Source organism: Candidatus Dactylopiibacterium carminicum (genome assembly GCF_014736495.1).
Lineage (GTDB): Bacteria > Pseudomonadota > Gammaproteobacteria > Burkholderiales > Rhodocyclaceae > Uliginosibacterium > Uliginosibacterium carminicum.
The window spans coordinates 57,562-75,108 of record NZ_MDUX01000002.1 but is presented as its reverse complement, the minus strand read 5'-3'; the positions used below and the strand labels follow the sequence as shown (position 1 = coordinate 75,108).

Here is a 17,547-nt window from a genome sequence, read left to right as displayed (position 1 = left end):
GCTGCGTCTGGCAGGCCATGGGGCGAAACAAGTATGAGGAACTCGGCCTGCGCGCCCGAGGGCTGACCAGCGTGGTGATCGTGGCGCTGGGCTACGGCGGCGGCGAGGATTTCAACGCCAAGCTGCCCAAATCCCGCCTGCCGGTCGATCGGGTCATCAGCCGGATCTGAGTTTCACCGACCCGGTGTCGTCATGACGGATGTCCGTCGGGGGCGGGCATCGGTTTTTCCCGGGGCTGGCGGAATGCCAGCGGCGGGGATTCCTGCGTCAGCCCTTGCCAGCCGCCCCCGAGCGCCTTGATCAGCAGTACCGAGGCGGTATAGCGACGGGCGAGGATCTGCAGGGCATTGCGTTCACTGCTGTTGGCGGTGGCCTGGGTGCTCACCACACTGGTGTAGCTCACGGTGCCGGCCTTGTAGCGGTTGAGCATGAGGCGCTCGGCTTCACGTGCAGCGGCCAGTGCGGTGGCTTGCTGTCGGGCCTCGTCGGCGAGCACGCGCAGTGCGACGAGATTGTCTTCGACTTCCTGCAGCGCGCCGAGCACGGTCTGCCGGTATTGGGCGACGGTGATGTCGTAGGCCGCATGGGTCTGGCGATCCTTGGCCGTGCGTTGTCCGCCATCGAACAGGGTTTCGGCCAGTGTGGCGCCGAGCGACCAGACGCGGCTGGGGGCATTCAGCCATTCCGTGAGGTCGGTGTTCTGCAGGCTGCTCCCGGCCGTCAGCTTGAGGCTGGGAAACCAGGCTGCCCGGGCTACGCCGATCTGTGCGTTGGCGGCGGCCATCTTGCGTTCGGCAGCGGCCACGTCCGGCCGGCGTTCCAGCAGGTCTGCCGGCAGCAGGGCGGGCACGGAGGGCAGCGTTTCGGGCAGCGTGGCTGGTGCGAGCGAGAAATCCGCCGGTGCCTTGCCGATCAGGATCGCGATCGCATGCTCATACTGGGCGCGGGAGACCGCGAGATCGGTCAGCGTGACTTCGGCGTTGTGCAGCTGGGTTTTCGCCTGGGCTACGTCAGCCCGGGTCACGATGCCGGCCTTGAGTTGATTTTCGGTGATCTGCAAGGCGCGCTGGTAGGCCTGCACCGTCGCACGCTGCAGATTGGCGCTGGCGTCAGCCACGCGCAGCAGGAAATAGTTTTGCGCCAGGCTGGCTTCGGCTGACAGGCGTGCCGAGGCCAGCGTGGCGAGGCTGGCTGCAGTACTCGCTTCGCCGGCTTCCACGCTCCGCGCGATGCCCCCCAGAGGTCGGGCTCCCAGCTTGCTGACAGGCCCAGCGTGTGATTGGTCGTCAGCTTGTCCTTGCTGCGGGATCGTGTTGCGCCGCCGCTGGCATCCACTTCGGGGAACAGGTCGGCACGCGTCAGCGCTGTGGCGGCGTCGGCTTGCCGGAATTGCGCCAGTGCCACCTGCACGCTCTGGTTGGCGCCCGCCACCTGGCTGAGCAGGGCATCCAGCTGTGGGTCGCCGAAGACGGTCCACCAGCGCCCGCGCGGTGCATCGTCGCGCGGTTCGGCAGGCTTCCAGGCCGGGTTCTCCTTGAACGCGGCGGGCAGCGGCAGATCGGGGCGGGTGTAGTCCGGGCCGACCTTACAGGCCGTGAGCAGGCAGAGGGCAAGCAGCGGAAAGGCGGTGATCCTGTTCATGGGCGGACTCCCGTGGCTTCGGGCCGGGCTGGGGCTGCGTGGCGCCAGCGGTGGCACCACAGGCGGAAGCGGTCGAGATAGAGATAGACCACCGGCGTGGTGTAGAGCGTGAGCAACTGGCTCAGCAGCAGCCCGCCGATGATCGAGATGCCGAGCGGTGCGCGCAGCTCGGCGCCATCGCCGGAGCCGAGCGCGAGCGGCACGGCACCGAGGATGGCGGCCAGGGTGGTCATCATGATCGGGCGGAAGCGCAGGAGACAGGCCTTGTGGATGGCTTCGCGCGGGGCCAGCCCTTCGCGGCGTTCGGCCTCCAGTGCGAAGTCGATCATCATGATGGCGTTCTTCTTGACGATGCCGATGAGCAGCAGCACGCCGATGAAGGCGATCAGCGCGAGCAGCGCGCCGACGCCGGCCGAGGGCAGCGTGGACAGGATGGTGAGCGGATGGATGAGGCTTTCGTAGAGGATGCCGAGCACGATGTATAGCGTGACGATCGCCGCGAGGATCAGCAGCGGTAGTTCGGCGAGATTCTTCTTGAAGGCATTGGCCGAGCCCTGCAGGCTGCCATGCACACTGCTGGGCACGCCGATCTGGCGCATCGCGTTGTCGATGGCGGCGGAGGCTTCCGACAGGGATACCCCGTTCTTCAGGTTGAAGGAGATCGTCGAGGCGGGGAATTCGCCCTGGTGGCTCACCGCGAGCGAGGCGAAGGTCTGGCTGTAGCGGGCAAAGGCGGCGAACGGGATGCGCTCGCCGGCGGCATTGATGAGCACCATCCGCTCCAGCGCTTCCGGTCCTTCACGGAAGCGCGGGGCCACTTCCATGACCACGCGATACTGATTCAGGGGCCGGTAGAGCGTGGCGATCTGACGCTGGCTGTAGGCGTTGCTCAGCGCAGCGGTGATCAGGCGGGGCGACAAGCCAAGGCGCGAGGCTGCATCGCGATCGATGAGGATGGAGGTCTGCGAGCCGCGCTCCTGCTGGTCGGTATTCACGTCTTCCAGCTGCGGCAGGTTGGAGAAGGCCAGCCGCACGCGCGGCTCCCACTTCAGCAGCAGGTCCAGGTCATCGGCCTGCAAGGTGTATTGGTATTGCGCGCCGCCAGAGCGTCCGCCGATGCGCAGATCCTGCACGGCCTGGAAATACAGGCGGGCGCCGGGCTCGTGGGCCAGTTTTTCGCGCAGCCGGTCGACCACCGCTTCGGCCGGCTCCCGCCGTTCATCCAGCGGTTTCAGCGCGATCGAGACACTGCCGCTGTTGGTACGCGAGCCGCCGGTATAGCCGATGACATTGGCGACCGCCGGATCGGCACGCACGATGTCGATGAAGCGCTTGAGCTTGACCTGCATGGCCTGGAAGGAAATGCTCTGGTCCGCCTGGATGGAGCCCGAGAGGATGCCGGTATCCTGTTGCGGGAAGAACCCCTTGGGCACGATGGTGTAGAGATACACATTCAGGGCGATGGTCGCAGCGAGCAGGATGAGCATCCATATGCCATGACGCAGCGCCCAGGCCAGCGAGTGCCGGTAAGCAGCGAAGAGCAGGCGGTAAAGCCATCCGCCCCGGGGAGTTTCACTGTCGGTGGCCGGCTGGCGGCGGATCAGGCGAGCGCACATCATCGGCGTGGTCGTCAGCGAGACGACGAGCGAGATCAGGATCGCCACGGACAACGTGATGGCGAATTTGCGGAACAGCCGCCCGACGATGCTGCCCATCGCCAGCAGCGGGATGAATACGGCGATCAGCGACAGGCTCATCGACAGCACCGTGAAGCCGACCTGGCGTACACCGAGCAGGGCGGCGCGGAAGGGCGGGATGCCGCGCTCGACGTGGCGGTGGATGTTTTCCATGACGACGATGGCGTCATCGACGACGAAGCCTGTCGAGATGGTGAGCGCCATCAGCGAGAGGTTGTTCAGCGAGAAGCCGCACAGGTACATCGCACCGAAGCTGCCGATCAAGGACACCGGCACCACCACGGCAGGCACCAGCGAGGCACGCCCGTTCTTGAGGAACAGGAACACCACCAGGATCACCAGCGCGACGGAGAGCACCAGGGCGCGTTCCACTTCCTTGAGCGAGGCGCGGATCATCGGCGAGCGGTCGAGCGCTACCGCCAGTTGCATCGATGCCGGGATCTGCGCTTCCAGGTGCGGCAACAGCGCGCGCACGCCGTCGATGGTGCGGATCACGTTGGCGCCGGGTTCGCGGTAGATCGACAGCAACACGGCTGGCTCGCCATTGGCGGAGCCTGCGTTGCGGATGTCCTGCACCGAATCGCTCACCGTGGCCACATCTTCAAGGCGTACCAGGCGGCCTTCGCTATGACGGATGATCAGCGGGCGGTAGTCGGCGGCGCGTTCGATCTGGTCGTTGGCCACGATCTGCCAGCGGCGCTCGTCCGTTTCGAGAAAGCCCTTCGGCCGGTTGGCGTTGGCATTGTTGATCGCGGTGCGCACCGCATCGAGCGAGATGCCGTAGCTGGCAAGCTGCTCCGGATTCAGTTCAATGCGCACGGCGGGCAGCGAGCTGCCGCCGATGCCCACGTCACCCACGCCCTGCATCTGCAGCAACTGCTGGGCGAGCACGGTGGCGGCCATGTCGTACATCTGGCCGCGTGTGGCGGTGGAGGATGTCAGTGACAGCACGAGGATCGGTGCATCCGCCGGATTCACCTTGCGGTAGCCGGGGTTGCGCGGCAGTGCCGGCAGCAGGCTACGCGAGGCGTTGATGTCGCGGTCCAGCTCGAACTGCAGGGTGATGCGTGTGTTGCCCAGCGTGCTCGACGAGGTGATCTCGCTGATGCCGGCAATGCGGCCGAGTGCGCGCTCCAGCGGTGTGGCCACGGTGGCCGCCATGGTTTCCGGGCTGGCGCCGGCCTGCGAGGCGCTCACCGAGATGGTCGGGTAATCCACTTGCGGCAGCGGTGAGACCGGCAGCAGCACGAAGGCTGCCATGCCGGCCAGTACGATGGCCAGCGTGAGCAACGAGGTGGCGACCGGGCGCCGGATGAAGAGCGCGAAGAATTTCATGGCGCGGCGGCGCCTGCAGGCGCCGCGCCGGTGAGCCAGCGTTTGGCCCGGTCGAATGCCAGGTAGATCACCGGCGTGGTGAATAGCGTGAGTACCTGGCTGAAGATCAGGCCGCCCACCATGGTGATGCCGAGCGGGTGGCGCAGCTCCGAGCCCATGCCGGTGCCGAGCATCAGCGGCAGCGCACCGAGCAGTGCGGCCAGCGTGGTCATCAGGATCGGGCGCAGGCGCAGCAGGCAGGCCTGGTGGATGGCCTCCTGCGGTGATTTACCCTCTTCGCGCTCGGCCTCCAGTGCGAAGTCGATCATCATGATGGCGTTCTTCTTGACGATGCCGATCAGCAGCACGATGCCGATGATGCCGATCACGTCGAGTGCGCTGCCCGCGAGCATCAGCGCGATCAGCGCACCGACACCGGCCGAGGGCAGTGTGGACAGGATGGTCACCGGATGGATGGTGCTCTCGTAGAGCACGCCGAGCACGATGTACATGGTGACCACGGCGGCGAGGATCAGCCACAGTTCGTTGCCGAGCGAGGCGCGGAAGGCCAGCGCCGCACCCTGGAAGCCAACACGGATCGAGGCCGGTACGCCGATCTGCGCGCGTGCCGCGTCGATGGCTGCCACGGCTTCGCCGAGCGATATGCCGGGGGCCAGGTTGAAGGAGATCGTGCCGGCGGGAAACTGCGCCAGACGGTTGATCACCAGCAGCCCGTTGCGCTCGACGATGCGTGCCACGCTGGTCAGCGGCACCACCTTGCCGCCGCCCGCCGGCACGTAGAGTTCGGAGAGCGATTCCGGCCCTCGCTGATACTCCGGCTTCACCTCCAGCACCACACGGTACTGGTTGGACTGCGTGAAGATCGTCGATACCAGGCGCTGGCCGAAGGCGCTGTAGAGCACATTGTCGATGCCAGCCGCGGTCACGTTGAGCCGCGAGGCTGCTTCACGGTCGATCTCGATGTAGGTTTGCAGGCCCTGATCCTGGTAGTCGCTGATCACGTCGGCGAGCTGGGGCAGGGCCTGCAGCTGTCCGGTCAGGCGCGGCATCCATTCGCCCAGCACTTCCGGATCGCTGGCCTGTAGCGTGTATTGGTACTGGGTACGGGTCACGCGGTTGTCCAGCGACAGATCCTGCACGGGCTGCAGGTTGATCAGCATGCGGCCGTTGTTGAGTGCCGCATTGGCGCCGTCGGTGCCGATGAAGGAGGAGACGCTGGCCACGTCGGGGTCCTGCAGCATCAGCTCGGCGAGCTGGCGCTGGCGCTCGGCCATGGCCTGGAAGGAGATAGATTGAGGGGCCTCGGAGATGCCCTGGATGAGGCCCGTGTCCTGCACCGGGAAGAAACCCTTGGGAATCCAGAGGTAGAGCAGGGCGGTGAGCAGCAAGGTGGCGACGGCCACCAGCAGCGTGGCGGTCTGGTGGCGCAGCACCCAGCGCAGGGCCCGGTCGTAGGCCGCGATCAGGCACTCGAAGAAGCGGCCGCTGCTGCGGTAGAAACGGCCCTGCCTGGCTTCCGGCACATGACGCAGCAGGCGCGAACACATCATCGGCGTGAGGGTGAGCGAAACCACTGCCGAGAGCAGGATGGCCACCGCCAGGGTGATGGCGAATTCGCGGAACAGACGGCCGACCACATCGCCCATGAACAGCAGCGGGATCAGCACGGCGATCAGCGAGATGGTCAGCGAGATGATAATGAAACCGATCTGGCGCGCGCCCTTGAGTGCTGCCTGCAAGGGGGATTCGCCAGCCTCGATGTAGCGGGAGACGTTCTCGATCATGACGATGGCGTCATCGACCACGAAGCCGGTGGCGATCGTCATCGCCATCAGCGTGAGGTTGTTGACCGAGAAGCCCGCCAGATACATCACGCCAAATGTGCCGACCAGCGACAGCGGCACCGCAACGCCCGGGATGAGAGTGGCCGGCAGGTTGCGCAGAAAGAGGAAGATCACCAGCACCACCAGGGCGATGGAGAAGGCCAGCTCGATGCCGACATCTTCGATGGAGGCGCGGATGGTCACGGTGCGGTCGGTGAGCATCCGGATCTCCACCGCGCCGGGCAGGCTGGCCTGCAGCTCCGGCAGCTGTGCCTTGATCCGGTCTACCGTTTCGATCACGTTGGCACCGGGCTGGCGCTGGATGTTGAGCACGATGGCCGGCGTGGTGTCGGCCCAGGCTGCCAGGCGTGCATCTTCGGCGCCATCGATCACGGTCGCCACCTGTGCCAGTCTGACGGGCGCTCCGTTCTTGTAGGCCAGGATCAGCTGCCGGTAATCGTTGGCCGACTTGAGCTGATCGTTGGCATCGATGGTGGAGGCGCGCTGGGGGCCATCGAAGTTGCCCTTGGCCTGACGCGCGTTGGCGTTGTTGATGACGGTGCGGATGTCATCCTGATCCAGCCCCAGGGCTGCCAGTGCACGCGGATTGACCTGTACCCGCACGGCCGGGCGCTGGCCGCCGGAGATGCCGACGAGACCGACACCCGAGATCTGCGAGATTTTTTGCGCCACGCGCGTTTCGGCCATGTCGCGCACGCGAGGCATCGGCATGGCGGCAGACATCACAGCCAGCGTCATGATCGGTGCGTCCGCCGGATTGACCTTGCTGTAGATCGGCGGGCTGGGCAGATCGGAGGGCAGCAGGTTGTTGCCGGCATTGATGGCGGCCTGTACCTGCTGTTCGGCGATATCCAGATCGAGGTCCAGCGAGAACTGCAGGGTGATCACCGAAGCGCCGCCGGAATTCTGCGAGCTCATCTGCACCAGCCCCGGCATCTGGCCGAACTGGCGCTCCAGCGGTGCGGTGATGGTGGCGGTGACCACATCGGGGCTGGCCCCCGGGTAGAGCGTGACCACCTGGATCGTCGGGTAATCCACCTGCGGCAGCGCCGAGATAGGCAGCACGCGCAGGGCAATCAGGCCGGCGAGGAACAGGGCAAGCATCAGCAGCGAGGTCGCCACCGGCCGCAGAATGAACAGACGGGAGGGGTTCATGCCGGATTCAACCGTTGGCGTCGGCCCGGGATTGGCGGTGTTGTCTGTCCGTGGGGGCGCTGCTTTCGCTGCGCGGTGGCTGGCGTGTTTCTTCTGCGCCGGTTGCCGCGTGCCGCTGCGTTTTGTCGTCTGGTGCTGACGGGGCTGACTGAGCCGCCGGCACATTCTTCTTCTTTTTCGATTTGCGCTTGAGCAGGTCGCCCGGGTTTGCCACTTCGACGCGGGTGCCTTCGCGCAATTGGTCGATGCCGTCGGTGACGACCGCGTCGCCGGGCTCCAGCCCCTTGAGTACCTCGTTCAGCGAGCCTTCGGTGGGCCCCAGGGTCACCCGCCGCAGTGTGGCCACGCCTTCATCCTTGACGAGATAGACGAAGGCGCCGTCCCGGCCGCGCTGGATCGCAGCGGTGGGGACGACGGTCACCCCTTTGTGGGTCTCGGCCAGCACGCGGACGTTCACGAACTGATTGGGGAAGAGCTTCTCGTCCTTGTTGGGGAAGATGGCCTTGAGCTTGAGAGTGCCCGTAACCGTGTCGATCTGGTTATCCGCCGCCGCGATGCGCCCGACGGCGAGCTGTTGCTTGCGCTCACGATCCCAGGCTTCGACGCGCACTTTCTTGCCTGCGTGCAGGGCGTCCAGAATGAGGGGCACCTGGGCTTCCGGCAGCGTGAAGAGCACGTTGATGGGTTGCATCTGGTTGATGGTGACCAGCCCCCCCGTTTCCGAACTGCGTACCAGGCTGCCGATATCGACGTTGCGCAGGCCGAGGCGCCCCGCGGCAGGGGCGGTTACCCGCGCATAGGTCAGTTGCAGGCGTGCACTTTCAACCTGCGCCTGATCGGCTTTCACCGTGCCTTCGAGCTGGCGTACCAGGGTCTGCTGGGTATCCACTTGCTGGCGGGCGATGGAATCCTCGGCAAGCAGTCCCTGATAGCGGGCCAGATCGTTGCGCGCATTGGCCAGTTGCGCCTGATCCTTGGCGAGCTGCCCTTCGGCCTGGGTAAGCTGGATCTTGTAAGGGCGCGTATCGATTTCGGCCAGCAGCTGCCCTGTTTCGACGCTGTCGCCCTCCTTGAAGCCGAGTTTCGTGACGTAGCCATCGATGCGCGAGCGCACGATCACCGAACTGGAGGCTGTCACCGTTCCCAGGCTGCTGTAGAAGACGCGGATGTCGTCCTCACCGACCGTGCCGATCTGTACCGGCACGATGCGTTTGGGCTTGGCGGCCGTTTCAGCAGGCTGTGCCTTGTGGCCGCGATACCACCACCAACCACCGGCACCGGTCAGCACCAGTACGAGGACAAGCAGTAGCAGCAAGCCTCGGCGGCCTCTGCGGGTGGCGTTTCGAGAGTTGGCGGCAGGCGTCAGAGCGGGCATGGATTTACGTCTCCGGCAGGAAACTGGTGCGGCAATATGAAGTATCCGGCTCGGCAAATCTGCCAGATTTTCCTTCCTTTACATGGGCGGAAAATCACTTGTGCGCCAGAGGCTTGGCGGCCTAACGCGCCAGCCCCGGGTAGGATGACGGGGCGCTGGAAATCAGGCCGGAATACGGCGCTGAGCCTCACATGCGCAATGTCAGCGGCGTGCCTTCCGGCAGGTGAATGATGCCGTTGTGGTAGTCGTATTCGAAGACTTCACCGTAGCGCGCCCATTCGACGGCCGTGCTGAGCACGTCTCTGGCTTCCTCCAGGTTCATGCTGTCGCTGAGCAGCTTGAGAAAGTGCTCGGCACGCAATGCGCCGTGCTCTTCCTGCTCCAGGTTGTGGCGGATGTTGGCGATGAGGGGCACGTGTTCGAGCAGTTGCTGGCCGAAGATCTCGTGGCGCAGCAGATTGCTGCCTGCCACGTAGCGCTGGCCGATGGGCGTGAGGCTGATGTCGCCTTTTTCCAGCACGGCCAGCCGCAGCATGTGCAGGGCGCTGGAGATGGGCAGCAGATCCTCGTCCGTCAGCCCGGATTCCTCGGCGAGTTGTGGCAGGTCGGCGTGTCCGGCGAAGGGGCGTGCCGCGAGCAGCTCCAGGATGCCCTCCATGCTCTCGACGTCCGCCGCCGGCAGGCGTTCCACCAGATGCGGCCTGGCTGGCGCTTCTGTGGGCGGCGCGGCACGGCTGGCCGTCATCAGGGCGTAGACCTCGTCGATCAGGGCACGTACGGCGGGCGCCTTGGCGTCTCGCGGGTGGGGCAGGTGGATAGGCAGCTCCACTCTCACGCGTCCCGGGTCGCTGGCGAAGATCAGCACGCGGTCCGCCATCAGGACGGCTTCCTCGATGTTGTGGGAGACGACCAGGATGGCCTTGGCCGGCATGCTGCCACCTTCCCACAGTTCCAGGATGTCGTCGCGCAGGCGTTCGCCGGTGAGGACATCGAGTGCAGAGAAGGCTTCATCCATCAGCAACACTTCCGGCTCGACGACCAGCGCCCGGGCGATGCCCACGCGTTGTTTCATCCCGCCGGAGAGTTCGCGCGGCAGGGCGCCCTCGAAGCCGGTAAGGCCGATCATGCCGATGGCCTGGCTGGCCCGTGCGGCTCTTTCCTCCGGGGCCATGCCACGGGCTTCGAGGCCCAGTTCGACGTTCTGCTGCACCGTCAGCCAGGGGAAGAGCGCGAAGGACTGGAATACCATCGCGATACCGCGTGCCGGCCCGTACAGCGGCTGGCCGCGATACAGCACGCTGCCGCCATCCGCGCCGATCAGACCGGCCATGATGCGCAGCAGGGTCGATTTGCCCGAGCCGGACTGGCCCAGCAGAGCGACGATCTCGCCCGGGCGGAGGTCGAAATCCACATGCTCCAGCACCGAGCGTGCGGAGCCGTCGGCAGAGCGGAAGGTCTTGCCGACGTCTCTGAGTTCAATCAGGGCCTGTTCCATGTGAACACCATTCAGAAGTGCAGCCGGTTTTGCGCCATGTCGTAGAGGCGGCGCCACAGAAAGTGATTCATCGACATCACGAAGAGGCACATCACGCCGATTCCCAGCGCGATGCGCGGGAAATCGCCCGTGGCGGTCATCTCCGCGATGTAGCTGCCCAGCCCGTGTGCCTTGAGGGTGGTACCGCCCCAGGTAACGTACTCGGCGACGATGCTGGCGTTCCATGAGCCGCCACTGGCCGTGATCGCACCCGTGACGAAACTCGGAAAGATCGCCGGCAGCAGGTAGCGGCGCCATCTCAACCAGCCCCGCAGGCCGACGTTGTCCGCCGCGTAGCGCAGCTCGACGGGGATGCTGGAAGCGCCCGCGATCACGTTGAAGAGGATGTACCACTGGGTGCCCAGCACCATCAGTGGCGAGAGCCAGATCTCGGTGTTCAGATTCCAGCGGTGGATCAGCATGACGGCCAGCGGGAACATCAGGTTGGCGGGGAATGCGGCAAGGAACTGTGCGACGGCCTGCAGGCGGTGGGCCCAGCGCGGGTTCATGCCGATCCAGATGCCCACGGGGACCCATATCAGCGCGGCCAGGGCGATCAGCAAGCTGACGCGCAGCAAGGTGTAGAAGCCCAGCTGCACGACATGGGCGGCCTCGCGCCAGCCGACTTCGGTATGGATGAAGGCGAGCAGATGCCACAGCGAAAGCAGCACCAGCGCCGCGAGGGTGGCATCCCACACGCGTTCGAGCCCCGCCAGACGGCCACGCAGCCGTGCCCGGATCGAGGTGCCGTCGTAATCGCGGCGGAACAGCGTGAAGCTGCTCGCCAGCAGGCGGATGCCTGTGAGCCCCAGCGCCTGGATGCGTCCCGTGCGCCGCAGCCAGGTCAGCAGCCAGGAGGACTGGGCGTTTTCACCGCCGGATTCCTCGAAACGGAATTTGTCCGCCCAGGCCAGCAGGGGGCGGAAGAAAAGCTGGTCGTAGATCACCACGCCGACCAGCATGGCGCCGATGGCCCAGCCGATGGCGCCCAGGTCGCGCATTTCGATGGCCGTGGCGATGTAGGAACCGATGCCGGGCAGCTTGATGTTCTGGTTCGCCACGGAGATGGCTTCCGAGGCCACGACGAAGAACCAGCCTCCCGACATCGACATCATCATGTTCCACAGCAGGCCCGGCATGGCGAAGGGCAGCTCCAGGCGCCAGAAGCGCTGCCAGCCGGAAAGCTGGAAGACGTCGGAGGCTTCGCGGAGTTCGCCGGGAACGGTCTTGAGCGATTGATACAGGCTGAACACCATGTTCCAGGCCTGCGAGGTGAAGATCGCGAAGACGGCGGCGCATTCCACGCCCAGCAGGTTGCCGGGGAAAAGCGCGATGAAGCCGGTCACGGTGATCGACAGGAAACCCAGGATAAGGATCGACTGGAGGATGTCGAGGATCGGGACGAGCACTTTCTCGGCCGCCCGGTACTTGGCGGCGATGGCCGCGAAGGCGCAGGCGAAGAGCAGGGAGGCCGCCAGCGCCAGGAACATGCGCACGGTGGTGCGCAGCAGGTAGTAGGGCAGGCTCCAGGGGTCGAGCGTGATCGGCAGAGGCGTGCCCAGCTGGAAGGGGCCCGTCATCTGGCGCGCGCCATAGGCCGCCAGGATCAGCACGGCCAGCACCAGCGGCAATAGATAGAGATCCCAGCGGTTGATGCTGGTGTCGACCACTCTGCGTGGAAGGTTCTGGCGGATGGGGAGCATCAGGAAGGCCCGTTCATTTCGCCCTGCCGGAGATTGCGCTGCATGCTCCTTGGCGGCTAGGTTCATGATGCCGGCCCACAGCTTGCAATCCTCAATGAACAGGCGTGCCTGGATGTCGTCGCGACTGCTCACCCACTCATCGTGGCGGGCGCCTTGCGCGGCGGTGCGCTCTGCCGAGCCGTAGGCGGTCGACCAGCTGATGCCGATCTGGCGCGTCTTCTCCATCAGCTTCAGCCGCGACGAATCCATGATCCATTTGGACTGGAACGGCAGAAAGATCGCGTCCGGATCTTTCGGAATGCACTTCGCCCGGCCCTTGTGCGTAGCCATCACACAATCCCCAGTGCTTCGCGAATCGCCGCCTTGGTCTCGGCGGTAACGCCGCCCTTGTTGGGCATCGCGGCCAGCTTCTCGGCCTGCTCGGCGAGCAGCTTCTTGCGGGCGGATTCCTCCACTTCCAGGCGCCACTTCTTCTGATTCACCGAGGCGCGCGAGAGGGTTGCGATGTTCTTCGCAGCGCTGGAGAGCAGGCCGATGCGATCTTCATTGCTCATCGCCTCTTCGCCGGTGGCCTCTTGCAGGCTGACGATGGCTTCGAACATTTCGGACTGCACCAGGGCGATCACGCTTTCCGAGAGCACGTCCTGGTCATCGCCAGCGGCCTGCACGATCAGCTTGCTGGCCTCCACGCTGCTCTTGATCGCGGCCATGCGGCGTTCGATCTTCTGGCCGTGGCGGTGAAGCTGGCTTTTGCCAATGGACAAACCCTTTTCGCGCACGAGTTCCTGCAGGGCTTCATAGCCTGCAAAGTTGTTCGCCACGATCTGCGCGTTGATCCACTCACGCACGTCCTCAGGCAGCTGCTCGATGGCACTGGGCTTTGCCATATCAAGCCTCCCGTAGGGCCGCCCCAAGGGAGGCGCTCGCCCCCTTGGGGGGCAGTGAAGTAACGAAGTTACGAACGTGGGGGTTCATCACTCAGCCCCAGTACTTCGCCGGCCGCGCAATGCCCGGCTCAATGTCGATGGTGTATTCCGCGATATCGATGCCGCAGCGCGTGAGGCTGCTCCACCAGCGGCCGCTGGGTTCCTTGCGCAGATCCACCAGCGTGCGGTCTGCGAGGTAGTCCAGCTGCTGGCGCACCTCCAGCGGCGTCACATCCGGGTAGATGCTGCGCATGGTGGTTTGCACCACTTCTTCGCACACTTCTTCAGGCCGCGCGTTGTAGAGCGCGAGGATCAAATACCAGCGCAGCGATTCGCGGCGGATCTTGGCGGCATCCATGTCAGGAGACTCCCTTGGTCTTCAGTTGCAGGTTTTCGATCTTGGAAGCCACTGCATCCAGCTTGGCCTCGATCACGGTCTGGTTGCGCACATAGTCTTCACGGCGCACGTATTGCAGCGGCAGCTCGGCCTTGAAGATCAGCAGCTGGCGCTCCACTTCGAGGGCCTTGGTGTGGCCGTCTTCTAGCCCGTTGAAGCGCTCATCGAGTCGCGCTTCGAACTGCGCGAGCAACACCTTGCCGAAGGTGCCCACGCACCCGAAGAAGGCCATCAGCAACAGCACCAGGTGCCACAGTTCGAATTCCACCTTCATGCTGCAAGCCCCCGTTTTTTGAGTGATTCGTAGTCGGCCTGGCACGCCGCGCAGCGCGTGCAGCCGGGCTGAGCGTCTCTGCGCTCAGGCGGTATTTCGATCTCGCAGTCTTCACAGAAGAAGGCGGCGGGCAGCTCGGTATCGTGCTGGGCAGCCTCGGACTGGGGGCGCGACCATTCCTCCAGCTCGCGGTCCTGGGCAATGTCTGCCGGGTTCAAGGCTGTTTCCCCTCGTTAAAGTTGATCAGGGCGTTGAGGCGCTTGGCGCACTGGCGGTAGCGGGTGAATTGCGCGCAGCGCTGCGTGAGGCGCGCGAGGAGCAGAAGGCTACCGAGGAAGTACTCGCCACCAAGAACAAGGCGCTGGACAAGGCCCGCGCCGCTCAGAAGCTGCTGCAGCGCCAGTCGCCCGATGAAGCCCTGCAGACCCTGCATCGCGAGGCTACCGAGATCGCAGCCGAGGTGCGCGGCCACATCATGGGCAACCTGCGCCAGGCGGTGATCGCGCTGAACAACCAGAGCGAAGAGCGTGGCGAGTCTCCGTCCAAGGTGTTTGCCGCCGGCCTGCTCGGGCAGATCCAGGCGGACCTGGTGCAGCTCTGCACCGAGTTCGGCCTGCCGGATCTGGCCGAGGCTGTGCGCAATGATGAGCTGGGCTGGGTAGCTCAGTCCTGAGCGAGGCCGCCATGTCACCCGCCATGATCGAATCACTTATCGCCATCCGTGCCGCCGCCGAGGCGGCCGGGCACGGCGGCAAGAGTGCGGTGTATGCCGAGGCCTGCAGCCGGCTCGGCATCAGCCTGCCGACCCTGCATCGCTATCTCGGGCAGATCGCCGTGAAGGCGCCGCGCAAGCAGCGGGCCGATGCCGGCGATGTGAGCCTGCCGCTGGCCGAGGCGCAGCTGATCAGTGCCCTGCTGATGGACTCCCTGCGCAAAACCAATAAGCGCCTCAAGTCCATCGGCGAGGCGGTGGACTTGCTGCGCGCCAATGGTGAAATCCGCGCCGAGCGCCTGGATGACGCCACGGGCGAACTGATCAAGCTTTCGTACAGCGCCATTGCCCGCGCGCTGCGCACCTATGGCCTGCACCCCGATCAGCTGCTGCGCCCGGAGCCGGCGAAGGAGCTCGCCAGCCTGCATCCGAATCATGCCTGGCAGATCGATGCCTCGCTGTGCGTGCTCTATTACCTGAATGCGCGCACCGAGAAGGAGAGCGGCCTGCAGGTGATGGAGCACAGCAAGTTCTACAAGAACAAGCCCGCCAACCTGAAGCGTATCAAGGCCGACCGGGTGTGGAGCTACGAGAGCACGGATCACTGGTCTGGCGCCATCAAGCTCAACTATGTGATGGGGGCTGAAAGCGCACTCAACCTGGCCGAAAGCTTCATCCGCTTTACCCAGCAGTGGGACGATCAGCCCTTCTACGGAGTGCCCTACATCCTGATGATGGACATGGGCAGCGCAATGACCAGCGGCGCATTCAAGAATCTGGCGCGCCGTCTGGATGTGGAGCTGATTGCTCACGCGCCGGGCAATGGGTCAAACACTGGTGGGCTTACCGCCGGAACAACATATCGGTTGAAAATCCGTGCCGAAGGCACTTCCCATAAAGTCTATTTAGATGGGGCCCTTAAGGTCACAGCTACAAGTTCAGACCTCATCGGTGCCGGGCTGTTCGGCGTTCGCGCATACGCAACTTCCACAGTGACAGGCGTCGTGGACAACGTGTCTATCACCAGCTTGGACACAACCTCCAATCTTCCTAGTTACAAGATAACGCTGTCATCTCAACGCGGCGATCTTAAGAGTAGGCAGGCTCATTCGGTGGTTGTGGGTCGTGCTTGACGTATTCAAACATGCCGGTGCTGGACACCTGATGGCAAACATCATGGGTCTTGTATGGTTCTGTCCGAGGCTTCTGCGCATCGTTGGAATGCTGCGCTTGATATCGCTTTGTGCGGTGTCTCAAGCGGTGGGTGTGGCTGCGCAATCCATAGTTGACTGCCTTCTTGGCGGTAATGGTGCTCCGATCGGTTTGAGCGGAATCGTTTGTGGCTGCATGGCCGGGACTGCCTGGGTTGTTCCAGCGAAAGGCATGCGTCTGTCGGTATTGTTGTTTGGAACATTTAGTGCCGTTCTGGCGTTCGTGGCATCGAAGTCATCTACGGCCCACGCCGCCCACCTCGGCGGAATGCTGGGTGGAGCGGCGACTGCCTGGGCCATCCAGCGAGTCTCTCCAGGGCGGCGTGGCGCGCCACGATGCAAAGTCCGTCAGGAATAAGCCCCGAAATTCACTGAGCCGCAGCAGCTGGCGGCCAACACCAAAAGGAACTCAGGAATCGCCCGGGAGATCCGGGCTCTGGAGAGACATCAGAAAGAGGGCGACGCCACCCGGTGCGGGAACACCAGATGGCGCCACCCGTATCCGCAAGCACACTGCAGATCGTGGCCAAGGCCCTCCTGCCTGTACAGGCAGGGCGAAGGCTATCACTACACGAAAAGGATTTGCGTGTGATGAAAGAAGTGCGCTGTGCCAACTGCAACCGGAAGCTCGCTGAAGCCGATTATTCAGCTCTGAACATCAAGTGCCCCCGCTGCGGGGTCATGAATCAACTGAGCAACCGTCTTGGCCGTCAAGCGCTATGCATAGTCGAATCCCACATCGAGCCATGTTTCGCAATGGCGTTGAGCATCGTCAGCAGCTTGCGCATGCAGGCAACCAGGGCCACCTTCTTGCGCTTGCCCGCCGCCAGCAGGCGCTCGTAGCAGGCCTTGAGCGCCAGGTTATGCCGGACTGCCGTCAACGTAGCCATGTACAGCGTTCGCCGCACATCTGCGCGCCCGCCCCAGATGCAGCGCTGGCCACGCATCTGGCCAGAGTCGCGGTTCAGGGGCGCCACGCCCACCAGCGCGGCGATACGGCGTCGGTCGAGCTTGCCCAATTCAGGCAGTTCGGCCAGCAATACCGCCACGCTGGCCGCACCGATGCCCGGCACACTCGCCAGCGCCTGGGCCAGCGCGGCGTGATGGCTCTGCACATGCGCAGCTACCTCCGCTTCGCTGTCGCCCAGCTCCTGCTTCAAGAACTCGATGACCCGCTCGATGCTCGGGCGTGCGGCCGCATGCGCCAAGCGCAGGCGCTGCCGCTCGGCCGTCAGCATCTGCACCAGTTGGCGACGGCGCAGCACCAGGGCCTGCAACTGCTGCAGCTCGGCATCGGCCAGCGGTTTGACGAAGCGCTCGCGCTCGGGGTGCTGGTGCAGCACACGTGCGAAGGCCGCCAGCATGCGCGCATCGAGCGCGTCGGTCTTGGCCAGGGCGCCCATCGCACGGGCGAAGTCGCGCGCGGCGCGAGGATTGACAACGGCCACCGTCAAGCCTGCGGCCTGAAGTGCGCAGGCTGCCTCGAACTCGTAGCCGCCGGTGGCCTCCAGGACCATCAGCGTGGGTGCCAAGGCCGATGCCTGGCTGACCAGTTGTTCGATGCCGCTTGCGTCGTTGGCGACCTGCCAAGTCTTGGCCTGATCGCTGCTGGCGACCTCCAGCGTCTGGCTGGAAACGTCGATACCTATAAAAACAGAGTCGGACACGTCCTCTCGCTCCCATCCTTGTTTATGCGAACTAAAGATTCCTACAACCGTTCGGGCTGCAAGAAAGGACGGTCCG

The 17,547-nt window shown here is 64.6% G+C and carries 15 protein-coding genes and 2 pseudogenes; 5 read left to right on the top strand and 12 right to left on the bottom strand.

Annotated features, from left to right (window positions below):
- Positions 1-17 precede the first annotated feature (17 nt).
- Positions 18-170, top strand: a complete 153-nt coding sequence (locus tag BGI27_RS01055; RefSeq protein ID WP_223871519.1) for a nitroreductase family protein — start codon at positions 18-20, stop codon at positions 168-170.
- Positions 171-190: 20 nt separating this feature from the next.
- On the opposite strand, the gene BGI27_RS01050 is transcribed toward BGI27_RS01055, so the two are convergent.
- The 11 genes and pseudogenes from BGI27_RS01050 to BGI27_RS01005 all read right to left on the bottom strand — a co-directional run bounded on the left by BGI27_RS01050 (position 191) and on the right by BGI27_RS01005 (position 14,099).
- Positions 191-1,219 carry an efflux transporter outer membrane subunit gene (locus BGI27_RS01050; RefSeq protein ID WP_338140491.1) on the bottom strand — a complete coding sequence of 343 codons (1,029 nt, stop codon included), beginning with the start codon at positions 1,217-1,219 and terminating at the stop codon, positions 191-193.
- Between the two features lie 68 nt (positions 1,220-1,287).
- Positions 1,288-1,641 (bottom strand): annotated as a pseudogene (locus BGI27_RS18960) (RND transporter); the annotation flags it as partial.
- Positions 1,638-4,673, bottom strand: a complete 3,036-nt coding sequence (locus BGI27_RS01045) for an efflux RND transporter permease subunit (protein ID WP_095523066.1) — start codon at positions 4,671-4,673, stop codon at positions 1,638-1,640. The pseudogene BGI27_RS18960 and the gene BGI27_RS01045, both read right to left, overlap by 4 nt.
- Positions 4,670-7,672 (bottom strand): efflux RND transporter permease subunit, encoded by a 3,003-nt coding sequence (locus BGI27_RS01040; RefSeq protein WP_095523065.1) that lies wholly within the window; start codon positions 7,670-7,672, stop codon positions 4,670-4,672. Before BGI27_RS01040 ends, BGI27_RS01045 begins: the two co-directional genes overlap by 4 nt.
- Before the next feature lie 7 nt (positions 7,673-7,679).
- On the bottom strand, positions 7,680-8,987 hold the full coding sequence (locus BGI27_RS01035; RefSeq protein WP_223871518.1) for an MdtA/MuxA family multidrug efflux RND transporter periplasmic adaptor subunit: 1,308 nt from the start codon (positions 8,985-8,987) through the stop codon (positions 7,680-7,682).
- Between the two features lie 247 nt (positions 8,988-9,234).
- The gene (locus tag BGI27_RS01030) at positions 9,235-10,542 is read right to left on the bottom strand and encodes an ABC transporter ATP-binding protein (RefSeq protein ID WP_095523063.1); all 1,308 of its coding nucleotides are present in this window, start codon (positions 10,540-10,542) and stop codon (positions 9,235-9,237) included.
- Between the two features lie 11 nt (positions 10,543-10,553).
- A complete protein-coding gene (locus BGI27_RS01025) occupies positions 10,554-12,614 on the bottom strand; it encodes an ABC transporter permease (RefSeq protein WP_223871517.1) in 2,061 nt (686 codons plus the stop codon).
- Positions 12,614-13,171, bottom strand: a complete 558-nt coding sequence (locus BGI27_RS01020; protein WP_095523062.1) for a DUF3486 family protein — start codon at positions 13,169-13,171, stop codon at positions 12,614-12,616. Before BGI27_RS01020 ends, BGI27_RS01025 begins: the two co-directional genes overlap by 1 nt.
- Before the next feature lie 91 nt (positions 13,172-13,262).
- Positions 13,263-13,568, bottom strand: a complete 306-nt coding sequence (locus BGI27_RS01015) for a hypothetical protein (protein ID WP_095523061.1) — start codon at positions 13,566-13,568, stop codon at positions 13,263-13,265.
- Between the two features lies 1 nt (position 13,569).
- Positions 13,570-13,875 (bottom strand): hypothetical protein, encoded by a 306-nt coding sequence (locus BGI27_RS01010; RefSeq protein WP_223871516.1) that lies wholly within the window; start codon positions 13,873-13,875, stop codon positions 13,570-13,572.
- A gap of 2 nt (positions 13,876-13,877) precedes the next feature.
- Positions 13,878-14,099 carry a TraR/DksA C4-type zinc finger protein gene (locus BGI27_RS01005; protein ID WP_095523059.1) on the bottom strand — a complete coding sequence of 74 codons (222 nt, stop codon included), beginning with the start codon at positions 14,097-14,099 and terminating at the stop codon, positions 13,878-13,880.
- A 68-nt stretch (positions 14,100-14,167) separates the two neighbouring features.
- Here BGI27_RS01005 and BGI27_RS01000 point away from each other — a divergent pair, with 68 nt between their 5' ends.
- From BGI27_RS01000 to BGI27_RS18790, 4 genes and pseudogenes are all read left to right on the top strand, one after another.
- Positions 14,168-14,554, top strand: coding sequence for a hypothetical protein (locus BGI27_RS01000; protein WP_095523058.1), 387 nt, complete (start codon positions 14,168-14,170; stop codon positions 14,552-14,554).
- Positions 14,555-14,565: 11 nt separating this feature from the next.
- On the top strand, positions 14,566-15,726 hold the full coding sequence (locus BGI27_RS00995; protein WP_095523057.1) for a hypothetical protein: 1,161 nt from the start codon (positions 14,566-14,568) through the stop codon (positions 15,724-15,726).
- Positions 15,727-15,757: 31 nt separating this feature from the next.
- Positions 15,758-16,162: a rhomboid family intramembrane serine protease gene (locus BGI27_RS18795; RefSeq protein WP_095529935.1), complete on the top strand. Its 405-nt coding sequence runs from the start codon at positions 15,758-15,760 to the stop codon at positions 16,160-16,162.
- Between the two features lie 128 nt (positions 16,163-16,290).
- A pseudogene (locus tag BGI27_RS18790) lies at positions 16,291-16,485 on the top strand (Com family DNA-binding transcriptional regulator); the annotation flags it as partial.
- A 29-nt stretch (positions 16,486-16,514) separates the two neighbouring features.
- Here the strand turns inward: BGI27_RS18790 and BGI27_RS00980 are convergent.
- Positions 16,515-17,471 carry an IS110 family transposase gene (locus BGI27_RS00980; protein WP_095523055.1) on the bottom strand — a complete coding sequence of 319 codons (957 nt, stop codon included), beginning with the start codon at positions 17,469-17,471 and terminating at the stop codon, positions 16,515-16,517.
- Between the last annotated feature and the right edge of the window lie 76 nt (positions 17,472-17,547).